This window comes from Microbulbifer agarilyticus (assembly GCF_019800665.1).
GTDB classification, from domain to species: Bacteria; Pseudomonadota; Gammaproteobacteria; order Pseudomonadales; family Cellvibrionaceae; genus Microbulbifer; species Microbulbifer agarilyticus_C.
In genome coordinates this window covers 317079-330458 of sequence record NZ_JAHVKO010000003.1, presented here as the reverse complement: position 1 = coordinate 330458, position 13380 = coordinate 317079, and the positions used below count along the sequence as shown (strand labels likewise).

Below are 13380 nucleotides of genomic sequence, written 5' to 3'. Positions count from 1 at the left end.
GGAGAGAAAACGTGGAAATTATCGCTCAATACGGCCATATCTTTCTGATAATGGCCTGTGTATTCGGATTTTTCATGGCCTGGGGTGTGGGCGCGAACGACGTGGCCAACGCCATGGGTACCTCCGTAGGCTCCCGCGCGCTGACCATCAAGCAGGCGATCATCATCGCCATGATCTTTGAATTTGCCGGTGCTTACTTGGCTGGCGGTGAAGTGACCTCGACAATTCGCAAAGGGATCATCGCCCCGGACTTGTTTAACGACACCCCGGAACTGCTGGTGTACGGCATGCTCTCCGCACTGCTGGCCGCCGGCACCTGGCTGCTGATCGCCAGTATCCTGGGTTGGCCGGTTTCCACCACTCACTCCATTGTCGGCGCCATCGTCGGCTTCTCCGCAGTGGGTATCTCTGTGGATGCAGTGGCCTGGGGCAAGGTGGGCAGCATCGTTGCCAGCTGGGTGGTATCCCCGGTACTGGCGGGCACTATTTCGTTCATGCTGTTCCGCAGTGTGCAGCGCCTGATCCTCAATACCGAAGACCCATTCAACAACGCCAAGCGCTATATCCCCATCTACATGTTTGCCGTGGGCTGGATGATCTCCATGGTGACCCTCACCAAGGGTCTCAAGCACGTATTCAAAGATGCGAATATCAGCCTGGCCTTCTGGCAGGATGCCCTGATTGCCGCGGTTATGGGTCTGATCGTAATGGGTATTGGTGTGGTCATGCTAAAGCGTGTGAAGCGCGACCCGCAAGCCGAGAAGGACAACCGCTTTGCCAGTGTTGAGCGCGTCTTCGCCATCTTGATGATCTTCACCGCCTGTGCCATGGCGTTTGCCCACGGCTCCAACGACGTGGCTAACGCCGTCGGCCCGCTGGCCGCGGTAGTGAACACGGTTCAGCAAGGCGCGGTCACTGCGAAGGCGGTCATGCCGCCCTGGATCCTACTGCTGGGTGGTGCCGGTATCGTGGTCGGCCTCGCTACGTACGGCTTCAAGGTTATGGCGACTATTGGCCGCAAGATCACCGAGCTGACCCCGAGCCGCGGCTTCGCCGCCGAGCTGGGCGCTGCCGCAACCGTGGTACTTGCTTCCGGTACCGGCCTGCCCATTTCCACCACCCACACCCTCGTGGGGGCGGTACTCGGGGTTGGCCTGGCGCGCGGCATCGGTGCACTGAACCTGCGTATGATCACCACCATCGCCGCCTCCTGGGTAATCACCCTGCCGGCGGGCGCCGGTCTGGCGATCCTGTTCTTCTTCTTCTTCAAAGGCGTATTCGGCTGATAGCTAGTCGTTTGTATAAGCCGACTGGTAATAGAATTTACCGGTAACGTTTGATAAAAAAGGGGGAGCCAATTGGCTCCCCCTTTTTTATGCTGGCAATGTGAGAAGGATCCCTCTATGCAGCGCCCCATGCAACTGCCCATCTATCAGGCCGACGCCTTTACCTCGAAGCTCTTCCAAGGCAATCCTGCCGCGTACGTCCCGCTCACCCGCTGGCTCGATGACCAGCTGATGCAGCAGATCGCCGCAGAAAATAATCTCGCCGAAACTGCCTTCACCGTCCCGGCCGGCAACGGCTTTGAGCTGCGCTGGTTCACACCAGGAGAGGAAGTACCCCTGTGCGGTCACGCCACTCTGGTCACCGCCCACCTGCTGTGGACAGAGCTGGGCTGCACCGATGATGAGATTCATTTCTTCACGCAAAGCGGCGAATTGATCGTGCGCCGGGATGGAGAACGTTTGGCACTCGATTTTCCCGCCCAGATAAATCAGCCCATCTCACTGAACGATGCGTTCACCCAGGCACTCGGCATAAGCCCAATCAACGCCTTTGAAGTTGCCGGCTCCGATGACCAGTTGCTGCTGGAGTTCACTGCGGCTAAGCAGGTCGCCGCGCTATCCCCGGATATGCGCGCAGTTGCCCAGCTCCCGTATAAGGGCCTGATCTGTACCGCCCCTGGCGACAGTTATGCTTGCGACTTCGTTAGCCGCTTTTTCGCACCGGCCATTGGTATCGATGAAGACCCGGTCACCGGTTCCGCACACACGCGACTGGTGCCTTTTTGGGCGCAAAAGCTTGATAAAACTACATTGAGCGCAAAGCAGATCTCAGCACGCGGTGGGGAACTGGACTGCGAACTGATAGGTGACCGGGTAATCATGCGTGGCCATGCGGTGACCTACCTGCGCGGCCAGATCGCCGTGTAAGCGGTAGCGTGGGCTCCAAATGGGCCCGCGTGACTAACGGACAAGGGGTACTCCCGAAAGCTCACCAGTAGTGGTAGTGCAGCCGCTCATTTTTTTGCGGCCCGTGAATTTGCCAGATCAGCTCGATTTCATCGGTGTGCAAAATCAAATCAGCGGTGTAGGTATCCGCGCCACACCGATGGGCGTTCTGATGGCGAAATCCATGCGCAGTAAGTGGCACGAAGTTAAACAGCAGCATCGACTGCTCGTCCTGTACATGCTCCAGCCGCACAAAATCAACACAGCGGGTCCACCGGTAACAATTGTTTAGCGCGACCTTGTGCCCATCAACATCGGTAAATTTCGCCTGCTCGTTAAACACGGTATGTGCGCCAAAGTTTTTCACAGCAACATCCCCGCGCCCGTGGCCACGCCAGTTGGTGGCCGAGCCCGGACCGTTGCTCGCATTGAAACTGAAACTGCGCACCTTCGCTAAACGGGCACAAAGCTTTGCCAGTGCGACGAGCCCAAGTTTATCCACACTCTCTGAATCCACACCCTGACCCACGAAGCTGCTGCCCTGTGCATAACCACATTTCTGTCGCCCGGTGCGACAACACCAGGCAAGGTACCTAAGAGCAGTTTATGCAATTTCAGACAAGTCACCGTCTGCGCGGCAAACCTGTTACGCTGAAAGAACCTCGCGTGTCAGCGGAAAAAACACCGGGGCCAAATAAATACACCAGGACGCACCCCAGATAACGCACAAGGAAGGCCACCATGAGTATCCGCTCGCTGCCGAATTTACACCGCCAGCTGCAGCAGTTGGTTGCCAGCCCCAGTGTCAGCGCCACCAATCCCAAACTCGACATGGGCAATCGCGGCGTAATCGACTTGCTGGCTGCCTGGCTGGAAACCCTCGGCTTTGCCGTTGAAATCATGCCGCTGGAAGACCAACCCCACAAAGCCAACCTGATCGCCACCCTCGGACAGGGCGACGGCGGACTGGTCCTCGCCGGGCATACCGACACCGTGCCATACGACGACAACCGCTGGCAGTCGGACCCATTCAAGCTGCAAGAGCGCGACAACCGTTTTTACGGCCTCGGCAGCACCGATATGAAAGGCTTCTTTCCACTGGCGATCGAAGCCGCCAAGGCCTTTGTCGACAAGCCGTTACAGCAGCCACTGATTATTCTCGCCACCGCGGATGAGGAAACCTCCATGGCCGGCGCCCGCGCGCTGGTAAAGGCCGGCCTGCCCAAGGCGCGCTACGCGATTGTCGGCGAGCCCACTGGCCTCAAGCCCATTCGCATGCACAAGGGTATGATGATGGAGCGGCTGCGTATCACCGGCCAGGCCGGCCACTCATCCAACCCGGCCTATGGCGCCAGCGCACTGGAAGCCATGCACACGGCGATGGGGGAGGTAATCAGGTTCCGCAATGAGATGCAGCAGCGCTACCAGAACCCGGGGTTTGCGGTGGAAGTCCCCACGCTCAACTTGGGCTGTATTCACGGCGGCGATAATCCGAATCGAATTTGTGGGCACACCGAATTGCAGTTTGATTTGCGCCCCCTGCCGGGCATGTCCATGGACGCACTGCGCGGCGAGCTGCACCAGCGCCTTAAAGGCGCAATGACGGACGAAAAAATCCAGCTGCAAATGGACTCACTGATCGGCGGTGTCGACGCATTTGAAGAGCCCACCGATTCTGAACTCGTCAAGATCGCAGAACAGCTCACTGGCCACAGTTCGGAAAGCGTGGCGTTTGCCACCGAGGCGCCCTTTTTACAGCAGCTCGGCATGCAGACCATTGTGCTTGGCCCCGGCGATATCGACCAGGCCCACCAGCCGGATGAGTATCTTGGCCTGGAACGTATCGACCCGATGGTGGAGACACTGAAAGGGATGATCGGAAGGTTCTGCCTGTAGCATGCCAAACGATATAGATGCAGAAAATGCGGTATATTGTGCCCGATACCCACTTAACCGCTGAAAACCAACGCTCGTGAATACCGAAACTACCACCCTCAATTGGTTCAGAAACGCCGCGCCCTATATCAATGACTTGCGCGGACGAACCCTGGTGGTCGCGATTCCCGGCGAAGGGTTTGCCGACGAAAATTTTCGCAATCTGGTACATGACCTGACGCTGCTGATCAGCCTCGGGGTGAAACTGGTACTGGTGCACGGCGCACGCGTCCAGGTAAATAGTGCGCTGCAAAAAGCGGGGATCGAAAGTCGCTTTCTGGGCAATACGCGCATTACCGACCGAGAAACCCTCGAGGTTATCAAAGCCGCCGTCGGCAAACTGCGACTCGAAATCGAGGCCGCTTTTTCCCAGGGGCTGCCCGATTCGCCCATGGCAGGTGCCGCGCTAAAAGTCATTTCCGGAAACTTTGTCACCGCGCGTCCGGTAGGAGTAATTGATGGCACCGACATGCGCTGGACCGGACAGGTCCGGCGTATCGACGAGCAGGCCATCGGGCGTGTACTCCAGGACAACTCCCTGGTACTGCTCTCCCCCTTCGGTACATCCCTCACCGGTGAACTGTTCAACCTGAACTATCTGGACCTCGCCGCGGAGGCAGCCAAGGCCCTGGAGGCGGAAAAGCTGATCCTGTTCCGCGACCTTCCACAATTGAAAATTGATGGTGCGCCGGTGCACGACCTCAGCATTCACCAGGCCGAGGATGTCGCCGACAAGGCCAGTAGTGAGACCCTAACCTGCGCGATTGCCGCATGCAGTGCCGGCACACAGCGGGTACACCTGCTGAGCTATGCCGACAACGGCGCCTTGCTGCAAGAGCTATTCAGTCGCGAAGGTACTGGCACCATGATTTACCGGGACAGTTACGAAGTCATCCGGCGTGCACGTATCCACGACGTCGGCGGTATTCTCGGACTGATCCGGCCACTGGAAAAGCAGGGTGTACTGGTACGGCGCTCGCGGGAAAAGCTGGAAGCGGAGATCGACCATTTCACCCTGGTCGAGGTGGACGGCACGCCGGTGGCCTGTGCCGCCTTGTACCCCATCCTCGACGACGAGGGCGACACCATCGCCGCGGAAGTCGCTTGTGTGGCCATTCACCCAGAATTCCGCGGCGGTGGCCGCGGCGCCAAGCTAATGCAGCATCTCGAGCGGCAGGCGCGCGCACTGGATCTGTCGGAAATCTACGTACTCACCACACAAACCGAGCACTGGTTTATCGAGCGCGGGTTTACCCAGGTGGACGTTTCCCAGCTGCCCACCAGTCGTAAATCGCTGTACAACATACAGCGAAATTCACGCGTCTTATGCAAGCGGCTCGGTACGCAATAAATTTGCCTGCCGACCCCACTTCAACGGATGGCTCTTTCGCTCGCTTGCTGCGTTTTTACCAGGCGCGCACAACGCCTTTCATTTTGCTAACCTGTGGCGCTGCCGGGCAGGCCAGTCCGGCCCGCGCGTCACGCAATCTATCCACAAACGATCACGTTTAACCGTCACGTAAAAGTACCGCTATGCCTCAGTACCGCTCACGCACTTCCACCGCTGGCCGCAATATGGCCGGCGCCCGCGCCCTGTGGCGCGCCACCGGCATGAAGGATGAAGATTTCCACAAGCCCATTATTGCCGTGGCCAACTCCTTCACCCAGTTCGTGCCTGGGCATGTGCACCTGAAGGATATGGGGCAGCTCGTCGCGCGGGAGATTGAGAAGGCCGGCGGCGTCGCCAAGGAATTCAACACCATTGCGGTGGATGACGGTATCGCCATGGGCCACGACGGCATGCTCTACAGCTTGCCCAGCCGCGAAATCATCGCCGATTCCGTAGAGTACATGGTCAACGCGCACTGTGCCGACGCCCTGGTGTGCATCTCAAACTGCGACAAGATCACCCCGGGGATGCTGATGGCGGCCATGCGCCTGAATATTCCGGTGATTTTCGTTTCCGGCGGCCCGATGGAAGCCGGCAAAACCAAGCTCGCCGATCACAAGCTGGATCTTGTTGATGCGATGGTTATCGCAGCCACCGATTCCGCCACCGACGAGGAAGTTGCAGAGTACGAGCGCTCCGCCTGCCCTACCTGCGGCTCCTGCTCCGGTATGTTTACCGCCAACTCCATGAACTGCCTGACCGAGGCTCTGGGCCTGTCCCTGCCCGGCAATGGCACTACATTGGCCACTCATGCCGACCGCGAGCAGCTGTTCCTGCGTGCCGGCCGCGAAATCGTCAGCCTGGCCAAACGCTATTACGAGCAGGACGATGAATCCGCCCTGCCGCGCTCCATTGCCAATCGCGCCGCGTTTACCAATGCGATGGCCCTGGATATCGCCATGGGCGGTTCCACCAACACCATTTTGCACCTGCTGGCCGCGGCGCTGGAAGGCGAAGTCGACTTTACCCTGGCAGACATCGATCGTCTGTCCCGCAAGATCCCGCAGCTGTGTAAAGTCGCCCCCAACACCCAGAAGTACCATATCGAAGACGTGCACCGCGCCGGTGGCGTCATGTCGATTCTCGGCGAATTGGAAGCCGGCGGATTGATCGATGCCAGCCTGCCGACCGTGCACAGCAATTCCTTCAAGGACGCACTGGAAGAATGGGACATCCGCCGCACCGATAACCCGGACGTGCACAAATTCTTCCGCGCAGGCCCGGCAGGTATCCCGACTCAGCAAGCATTCAGTCAGGACTGCCGCTGGAACAACCTGGACGGCGACCGCGAACAGGGCTGTATCCGCTCTGTCGAGCACGCCTACTCTTCCGAAGGTGGCCTGGCCGTACTTTTTGGCAACCTCGCCCCGGATGGCTGCGTGGTAAAGACTTCCGGCGTAGAAGAGGAACTGTGGCAGTTTGAAGGTCCCGCACACGTGGTGGAAAGCCAGGAAGATGCGGTCGCGCATATTTTGGAAGGCAAAGTGAAAGAAGGCGAAGCGGTAATCGTGCGCTACGAGGGCCCGAAAGGGGGCCCGGGTATGCAGGAGATGCTGTACCCCACCAGTTACCTGAAATCCAAAGGACTGGGTAAATCCTGCGCACTGATTACCGACGGCCGTTTCTCCGGCGGCACCTCCGGCCTGTCGATTGGCCATGTTTCCCCGGAAGCAGCAGGCGGTGGCAATATCGGGCTGGTGCAGGACGGCGACCTGGTGCGCATCGACATTCCAAAGCGCCTGATTGAAGTGGATATTCCGGAAGCGGAATTGCATCGCCGTCGCGAGGCCATGAATGCCAAAGGTGCACAGGGCTGGAAACCCGTGCAGCAACGCCCGCGTAAAGTCAGCCGTGCATTGAAAGCCTATGCGCTGTTGGCCACCAGTGCCGACAAGGGCGCGGTGCGCGAAATCGACTGATTGCAAAAGCGGAATTTAATGACACCGCAAATAAAAAGGGGCGCACAGCGCCCCTTTTTATTTTTCACCTCAACCGGCTGATTTCAAGCTCTCTTCCTCCCGCCAGCCTGCAAACGTTTCCAACAAAAAATCGATCGCGGCGCGCACCCGCACCGAAAGGTGTCGGTGATCGCGGTACACCAACCAGGTATTGGGACCTTGCGCCCAGTAACCCTCCAGCACCGGCTTCAGGGTGCCATCATGTGCGGCGTCGCCAAAACTCGAGCCAGGTAAATAGGCGATACCCAGCCCTGCCTGGCAGGCGGCCACCACGCTACGCCCACTGTTGGAGCGCCAGCGTCCCGACACACGCACCTCGGTATCTTCTGCGCCCTCACGAAAACGCCAGCGATCGTTGTTGGCAATAATGCAGTGATGGTAGGTCAGGTCCTGCGGTCGCTGGGGGGTGCCGTGCGCCGCCAGATATTCCGGGCTGGCCATGCACACTAAAGCGCGCGCAACCAAGGGGCGCGCGATGAGTTGCGAGTCCTGCATATCGCCGTAACGCACGGCCAGATCAAAGCCCTCTTCAACGAAGTTCACCAGCCGGCTGTTGAAGTCGATCTCTATCTGTAATGCGGGGTGCGCTAACGCAAATCGCATAAGCGCCGGCGCAACGTAGCGTTCTGCAAACTCACCGGCCGCAGACACACGCAAACGCCCCTCCAAGGCACCGCGCTCGCGCCCGATCTGCTCTTCAACGGCCTCAAGGCCATTCATCAGGTCGCGACACTCGTTGTAATACTGCTGACCAGCTTCGGTTAGACGCACGATACGGGTACTGCGTGCCACCAGCGACACCCCGAGTCGGGTCTCCAGCGCCTTAACCCTGCGCGACACATGCGAGGTAGATACGCCCAGCTGGCGTGCGGCCGAAGAGAACCCCCGGGTATCTGCCACCGCGAGGAACTCCGCTAAGCCATCCAACTGCGCCATTGTTGCACCTCAGCAATAAAGATTTCCAAATTTACAGGATTATCCCACTCCAGTGAAAAGCCTAACATGCAGCCAATCTAACAGAGGAGTGAAACTGATGACGAAAATCCTGGTGATTGTGACCAACAGTGCGAAATTAGGTGATGCGGAAGATAACGGCACCTACGCACCAGAACTCACCCATGCGCTGCGCGAGTTTAACGATGCGGGCTTCTCCTACGATCTGGCGTCTATCCAGGGTGGGGATGCGCCTGTCTATGGCACTGACATCGATGACCCGGTGAACAAAACCATGCTGGCCGACGGTGGTCTGTTGTCAGCAATGGCCAATACCAAGCGGCTGGCGGACGTCAACGCAGACGATTACCAGGGTATCTTCTATCCGGGCGGTTTCGGCTTGCTTAACGACCTCGCTCACGACAAGGCAGCAGCCGCGATCACCGCAGCACGGTATGACAGTGGCGCGGTAGTAGGCGCCGTGTGCCACGGACCCGCAGGCTTGCTGGAAGTGACCCTGGCCAACGGCAACAACATCATGAGCGGTAAAACGGTAACCTGCTTTACCCGCCGCGAAGAGGAAGAATTCGGCACCATCGACCAGATTCCATTTGTGCTGCAGGATGCAATCAGCAGCAAGGCCGGGCAGTTCCACGAAGTGGATCCCTGGGGCGAAAACGTACTGGTACAGGAGCGCTTGGTAACCGGGCAAAACCCGGCATCCGCCGGTGGCGTCGGGCAGGCGATGGTTAAACTACTGAAAAGTTAAACAGATAGTCAATTCGACAATCAACGTAACCTCCCGCTACCTGAGTAGCGGGAGGCGCTTTCGTTACTCCTTTAAATTAGTCCGCAAGCTTGTACGAAATTCGGTTGCGAACACCGTGTTTTTCCACCGGTTTACCATCCACTACCGTGGGACGATATTTGAACCGTTCTACCGCCTTTAGCGCTGAACGATTGAACACATCCGTTGGCGTGCCCGAGGCATCGTAGCCTCCGACTACAGATGGATTTTTCACCGAGCCATTTTTGCTAATGGTGAACTCCACTACCACATAGCCCTCAATCCCTTTTGCCATCGCTCTGCGCGGATAGCGCGGTGCTGGCTTGTAGATTGGCATCGGGTCCGCAGTCACAATGGAAGTATCGACTTTTGTGCCGGTTGTTGTTGGCGGCTGAAAAATGATCGGCATATCGCCCGGATCAAGCGTGTGCTCAACCGTGGTTGGCGTTATCGGCGGTGGTAACTCCTGCGGCTTGGCCACACGCGTTTCGCGAATAACCGTCGGTTTCAGCTCCGGCAAATGAATGGGCGCGATTGTTGGCGATTCCTCTACCGGTGGTTCTTGCAGGTCGGTAGCAATCAGCTGCGACATGCCGAACAGCAATAGGCCAGTAACCCCCAGGGCCATTGCGCCGTTACGCAGCAAGACTATTGACATGGTCGCAGAACGAATCGGTATCGATTGAAGGGACGTGGAATTAAGCGGATAAGCCAGTTCCATAACACCTCTCCTTTTTATTTTCGGGTGTTGTTTAAAGTGCAGCGCCAAATCACGACAGGCGCGGCGATGGAAAAAGCTGATCAGCTATTTACAGGTTTAGTTGAATCTGACGATATTGCAAATAATTCGCATTTATTGGTCACAAAATACGCTGATCCCTCTTAGTCCAGGTCTCTTAGTCCAGGTCTCTTAGTCCACGTCTTTTAGCCTGCGCATCTTGTTAGATAGACGCATAAAAAAAGGCCGCACAAAGTGCGGCCTTTTCGGTCGGAGAAAACCTCCGGCATGTAACAAGTATTACATAGCCAGCTGCTTTTCCCGCTCCTGCTCTTTCTCAACGAAAGTAATCCACTGCTTGGCAAACTTCTCGGAGCGCTTGTCTTTCACAGCTTTCTTGAAGTTGGTCAGGGATGCGTCGTATTTCCCTAGGTTAGCGTTAGCCATACCCAGTACGATATACAGCTGATCCGGGCGTTTAATACTGCCCTTCTTCAGTGCTTTAGCACCCATATCCAGCGCTTGCTCATTCTTGTCCAGGTCCAGGTAAATACCCGCGAGACGCGAGTAGATATCACCCTTGTCGGACAAGCTGGCTGCCGCTTCCAGTTCTGGAATTGACTTCTGCAGTTCCTGAGCCATCTGGTAGGCCTGGGCCAGAGTTTCAAGGTTCTTCGAGTTGCGCGCGATTTTTTTCTCACGCATCCCCTTGTCGATTACCTTCGCGCCCTTGTACGGCATCTCGGCACCCATAAAGAGATAAGCCATGTTCAACAGCTCTTTCTCTTTCTGCAGGGCACCAGCAAGGTAGGCAGCTTCCATCATGTGAAGCATATCGTCTTCACGCTTCAGCTCACCATACATGCCCGCCAGCTGCTTGTAGTACTCACCCTTCGGGTAGTGCTTAACCAGCTCTTCCAGGATATTGGCTACCTGCTTATAGTCGTTCTTGTCGTAGTACAAGAAACGCTGCAGGCCGTACCAGTTTTCCTTGGGCACCTTGCCTTCTTTTTTGTACATGGACACAGCCTGATTGATATCAGACAGCGCCTTGGCGTTGTCACCCAGCTGGTAGTAAGCCTGGGAGCGCAGCGCGTAAGAGTCCGCGTTGACGTTATCAGCCACCTTGAACCAGCGGTTCAGGTAGTTGATTGCCTGCTTGTAGTCCTCGGTTACGAAGTACAGCTGGGCAATGGTCAGCAAAGTGCCTACTTCCAGTGCTACCGGCAGGTTTTCTTCACCCTGCTCCAGCACTTTCTTGTAGTAGGAAATCGCTTGCGGGTACTTCTCCATGCTGTAGTAAACAAAGCCGTAGAAGTAATACATCTGCGCGGCTTCGTATCCGTTCAGCTTGGACTTGCCCGCCTCCATCTCACGCAGGGCGGCCAGGGCTGCCGGCCAGTTCTGCGCATCCGCCGCTTCCTGTGCCTTGCCTAGGTACTTGAACGCGCTCTCACGCATCGCCGGAGTCTTGCGGGTTTTTTTCTCGCTCTGTGCTTCCGCCTGGGCGAAAGAAGCAGATACACCCACAGCCTCCAGCACGGTTACGCTAACCGCAGGCGCCAGGACCAGGGGCAGCGCTACGGACGTGCGCAGGACAAGCCGGGAAAGGCTCTTTGTCACGGTCGTCATATTCATATGCGTCCCCTATTAGTTTTTGGCCAGGTTGAAGCTGATTTTGGTTTTTACACCAGGCACTTCAATTGGCTCGCCATCAACAACCCGCGGCTTGTACTTGTACTTCAGCGCAGACTTAACCGCAGCACGATTGAAAATCGTGGTGGGTTTGCCGTCCAGGGTGAAAGCTTCCACAACCCGTGGATCACGTACAGAACCGTTCTTGGTTACCGTGTACTCGACAACCACCCAGCCCTCGATGCCACGCTGAAGCGCGCGACGCGGGTACTGCGGCTGTACCTTTACGATCGGCAGGTAGTCACCCTCTGAAGCGAAGCCTCCGATACCACCCACCTTCAGGTTGGCGTTGGCCGCTGGTGCAGACATGTTCAGGGCATTGTCTACGTCCGGCTGGTCAAACTCCGGCTCCGGCATATCGGGCGGCGGCTGCTCCGGCTCGTCGGGCTTATCCGGCTTGCTGGTGTCGTATTGGGTTTCGATCTGGGTATCCGGCATGACGACGTCCGCAACCTTGATCGGCTCTTCCTCATCGGGAGCCTTCATGTTTGCTTCGATCAGCGCATGCATGGTGAAGATCAGGGCAACGGTGGTGACTACTGCCAACGCACCCGCCCCTAATAGTCTTACCGGGTTCATAGCTGTTAACTCTTCTCTGTAGCGACCGACACTTTATCGATTCCGATTTTTCTGGCCGCATCCGCGATCAGGGCAACCTTCTCGATACTCGCCTTTTTATCGGGCTGAATTACCAACCACCCCTTGGGGTTTTCCGCGTAGAGCCGCTCCAAGGTGTTTTTCACCAGGCGGTCATCTACCTTCTCTTTGGCAATCCAGATTTCGTTGTTGTCGTTAATCGCTACCAGAATCGAGGCGGCTCTGAGATCAGCGGTTGTCGCTTCCGGCTTAATTACATCGACACCCGGCTCCTTGATAAAGGTCGCGGTGACGATGAAGAAGATCAGCATAATGAACACCACGTCCAGCATGGGCGTGAGGTCAATCGCTTGTCCTTCTTCTTCAGCCGTATTCTTTTTTCTGCTCATTGCAACTCTCTCTAGCGAAATGCTAATAGCGAGATTTGGCCCGGAGCTTTCATCGCACTGGGTACGGATGAAAGCTCACTTGTTGGCTAAACCTTCTCGGCCACCAGAACGGCTTACACCACCCTGGCAACGCTATTGTGGTGCCTTAGTGATCCATCGTCAGATGGTCTTCCAGCAGCTGGGTTTCACGTTCCGCGGTACGGGTAATGTAAGTGTTAGCAAATACCCCAGACAGTGCGGTCACCATACCGGCCATCGTCGGGATGGTCGCCATGGATACACCACTGGCCATTTGCTTTGCATCACCACCGCCGGTAATCGCGAGAACTTCGAACACGTTGATCATGCCCCAAACGGTACCCAGCAGGCCGAACAACGGCGCCAGGGCAACACAGGTTTGGATCATGTCCATATTGCTCTGAATCTTCTCGGATACCCGGGAAACCAGTGCGTAGCGGATCTGGTGGGCATTCCAGGATTTACGCTCGGGGCGTGCTTCCCAGGTGTCCACGGCGCCCTGAACATCGTGCTTCAGGCCACCCTTGAAGTAGAAGAACCGCTCGAAAATCAGCGTCCACATAAAGAAGGTCAGGCCGGCGATCAGGAGTAGTACTGGCCCGCCCGACGCCATAAAGGCGACAACGGCGGCCCATGCGTCATTCAATGCGTGCATGTTGCCGCCTCCTC

The 13380-nt window shown here is 57.0% G+C and carries 13 protein-coding genes; 6 read left to right on the top strand and 7 right to left on the bottom strand.

Annotated features, from left to right (window positions below):
- The first annotated feature begins 11 nt into the window (after positions 1-11).
- Positions 12-1286: an inorganic phosphate transporter gene (locus KUV22_RS07100; RefSeq protein WP_222229706.1), complete on the top strand. Its 1275-nt coding sequence runs from the start codon at positions 12-14 to the stop codon at positions 1284-1286.
- Between the two features lie 117 nt (positions 1287-1403).
- A complete protein-coding gene (locus KUV22_RS07095) occupies positions 1404-2213 on the top strand; it encodes a PhzF family phenazine biosynthesis protein (protein WP_261319251.1) in 810 nt (269 codons plus the stop codon).
- Between the two features lie 61 nt (positions 2214-2274).
- Here the strand turns inward: KUV22_RS07095 and KUV22_RS07090 are convergent, their stop codons facing one another.
- Positions 2275-2733 carry a DUF6314 family protein gene (locus KUV22_RS07090; RefSeq protein WP_222229704.1) on the bottom strand — a complete coding sequence of 153 codons (459 nt, stop codon included), beginning with the start codon at positions 2731-2733 and terminating at the stop codon, positions 2275-2277.
- Positions 2734-2972: 239 nt separating this feature from the next.
- On the opposite strand from KUV22_RS07090, the gene argE reads away from it, so the two are divergent.
- The 3 genes from argE (at position 2973) to ilvD (ending at position 7535) form a co-directional block, all read left to right on the top strand.
- Positions 2973-4127: an acetylornithine deacetylase gene (gene argE / locus KUV22_RS07085; RefSeq protein ID WP_222229702.1), complete on the top strand. Its 1155-nt coding sequence runs from the start codon at positions 2973-2975 to the stop codon at positions 4125-4127.
- A gap of 76 nt (positions 4128-4203) precedes the next feature.
- Positions 4204-5517 carry an amino-acid N-acetyltransferase gene (gene argA, locus KUV22_RS07080; RefSeq protein WP_222229699.1) on the top strand — a complete coding sequence of 438 codons (1314 nt, stop codon included), beginning with the start codon at positions 4204-4206 and terminating at the stop codon, positions 5515-5517.
- A 182-nt stretch (positions 5518-5699) separates the two neighbouring features.
- Positions 5700-7535 (top strand): dihydroxy-acid dehydratase, encoded by a 1836-nt coding sequence (gene ilvD, locus KUV22_RS07075; RefSeq protein ID WP_222229697.1) that lies wholly within the window; start codon positions 5700-5702, stop codon positions 7533-7535.
- A 69-nt stretch (positions 7536-7604) separates the two neighbouring features.
- On the opposite strand, the gene KUV22_RS07070 is transcribed toward ilvD, so the two are convergent.
- Positions 7605-8510 carry a LysR family transcriptional regulator gene (locus KUV22_RS07070; RefSeq protein WP_222229695.1) on the bottom strand — a complete coding sequence of 302 codons (906 nt, stop codon included), beginning with the start codon at positions 8508-8510 and terminating at the stop codon, positions 7605-7607.
- 97 nt (positions 8511-8607) lie between these two features.
- On the opposite strand from KUV22_RS07070, the gene KUV22_RS07065 reads away from it, so the two are divergent.
- On the top strand, positions 8608-9276 hold the full coding sequence (locus tag KUV22_RS07065; RefSeq protein ID WP_222229693.1) for a type 1 glutamine amidotransferase domain-containing protein: 669 nt from the start codon (positions 8608-8610) through the stop codon (positions 9274-9276).
- A gap of 76 nt (positions 9277-9352) precedes the next feature.
- Here KUV22_RS07065 and KUV22_RS07060 read toward each other — a convergent pair whose 3' ends face one another.
- The 5 genes from KUV22_RS07060 to KUV22_RS07040 form a co-directional block, all read right to left on the bottom strand.
- On the bottom strand, positions 9353-10015 hold the full coding sequence (locus KUV22_RS07060) for an energy transducer TonB (protein WP_222229691.1): 663 nt from the start codon (positions 10013-10015) through the stop codon (positions 9353-9355).
- 297 nt (positions 10016-10312) lie between these two features.
- On the bottom strand, positions 10313-11650 hold the full coding sequence (locus KUV22_RS07055) for a tetratricopeptide repeat protein (protein ID WP_222229689.1): 1338 nt from the start codon (positions 11648-11650) through the stop codon (positions 10313-10315).
- Between the two features lie 12 nt (positions 11651-11662).
- Complete coding sequence (locus KUV22_RS07050) at positions 11663-12286, bottom strand: energy transducer TonB (protein WP_222229687.1); 624 nt, start codon at positions 12284-12286, stop codon at positions 11663-11665.
- Between the two features lie 5 nt (positions 12287-12291).
- Complete coding sequence (locus tag KUV22_RS07045; protein ID WP_010131795.1) at positions 12292-12693, bottom strand: ExbD/TolR family protein; 402 nt, start codon at positions 12691-12693, stop codon at positions 12292-12294.
- A 145-nt stretch (positions 12694-12838) separates the two neighbouring features.
- A complete protein-coding gene (locus KUV22_RS07040) occupies positions 12839-13366 on the bottom strand; it encodes a MotA/TolQ/ExbB proton channel family protein (RefSeq protein WP_010131796.1) in 528 nt (175 codons plus the stop codon).
- Between the last annotated feature and the right edge of the window lie 14 nt (positions 13367-13380).

Coding starts and splice junctions, on each gene's coding strand:
- KUV22_RS07095 (WP_261319251.1), top strand. CDS start 1,404: ATGCAGCGCCCCATGCAACTGCCCATCTATCAGGCCGACGCCTTTACC.
- argE (WP_222229702.1), top strand. CDS start 2,973: ATGAGTATCCGCTCGCTGCCGAATTTACACCGCCAGCTGCAGCAGTTG.
- ilvD (WP_222229697.1), top strand. CDS start 5,700: ATGCCTCAGTACCGCTCACGCACTTCCACCGCTGGCCGCAATATGGCC.
- KUV22_RS07070 (WP_222229695.1), bottom strand. CDS start 8,510: ATGGCGCAGTTGGATGGCTTAGCGGAGTTCCTCGCGGTGGCAGATACC.
- KUV22_RS07065 (WP_222229693.1), top strand. CDS start 8,608: ATGACGAAAATCCTGGTGATTGTGACCAACAGTGCGAAATTAGGTGAT.
- KUV22_RS07060 (WP_222229691.1), bottom strand. CDS start 10,015: ATGGAACTGGCTTATCCGCTTAATTCCACGTCCCTTCAATCGATACCG.
- KUV22_RS07055 (WP_222229689.1), bottom strand. CDS start 11,650: ATGAATATGACGACCGTGACAAAGAGCCTTTCCCGGCTTGTCCTGCGC.
- KUV22_RS07050 (WP_222229687.1), bottom strand. CDS start 12,286: ATGAACCCGGTAAGACTATTAGGGGCGGGTGCGTTGGCAGTAGTCACC.
- KUV22_RS07045 (WP_010131795.1), bottom strand. CDS start 12,693: ATGAGCAGAAAAAAGAATACGGCTGAAGAAGAAGGACAAGCGATTGAC.
- KUV22_RS07040 (WP_010131796.1), bottom strand. CDS start 13,366: ATGCACGCATTGAATGACGCATGGGCCGCCGTTGTCGCCTTTATGGCG.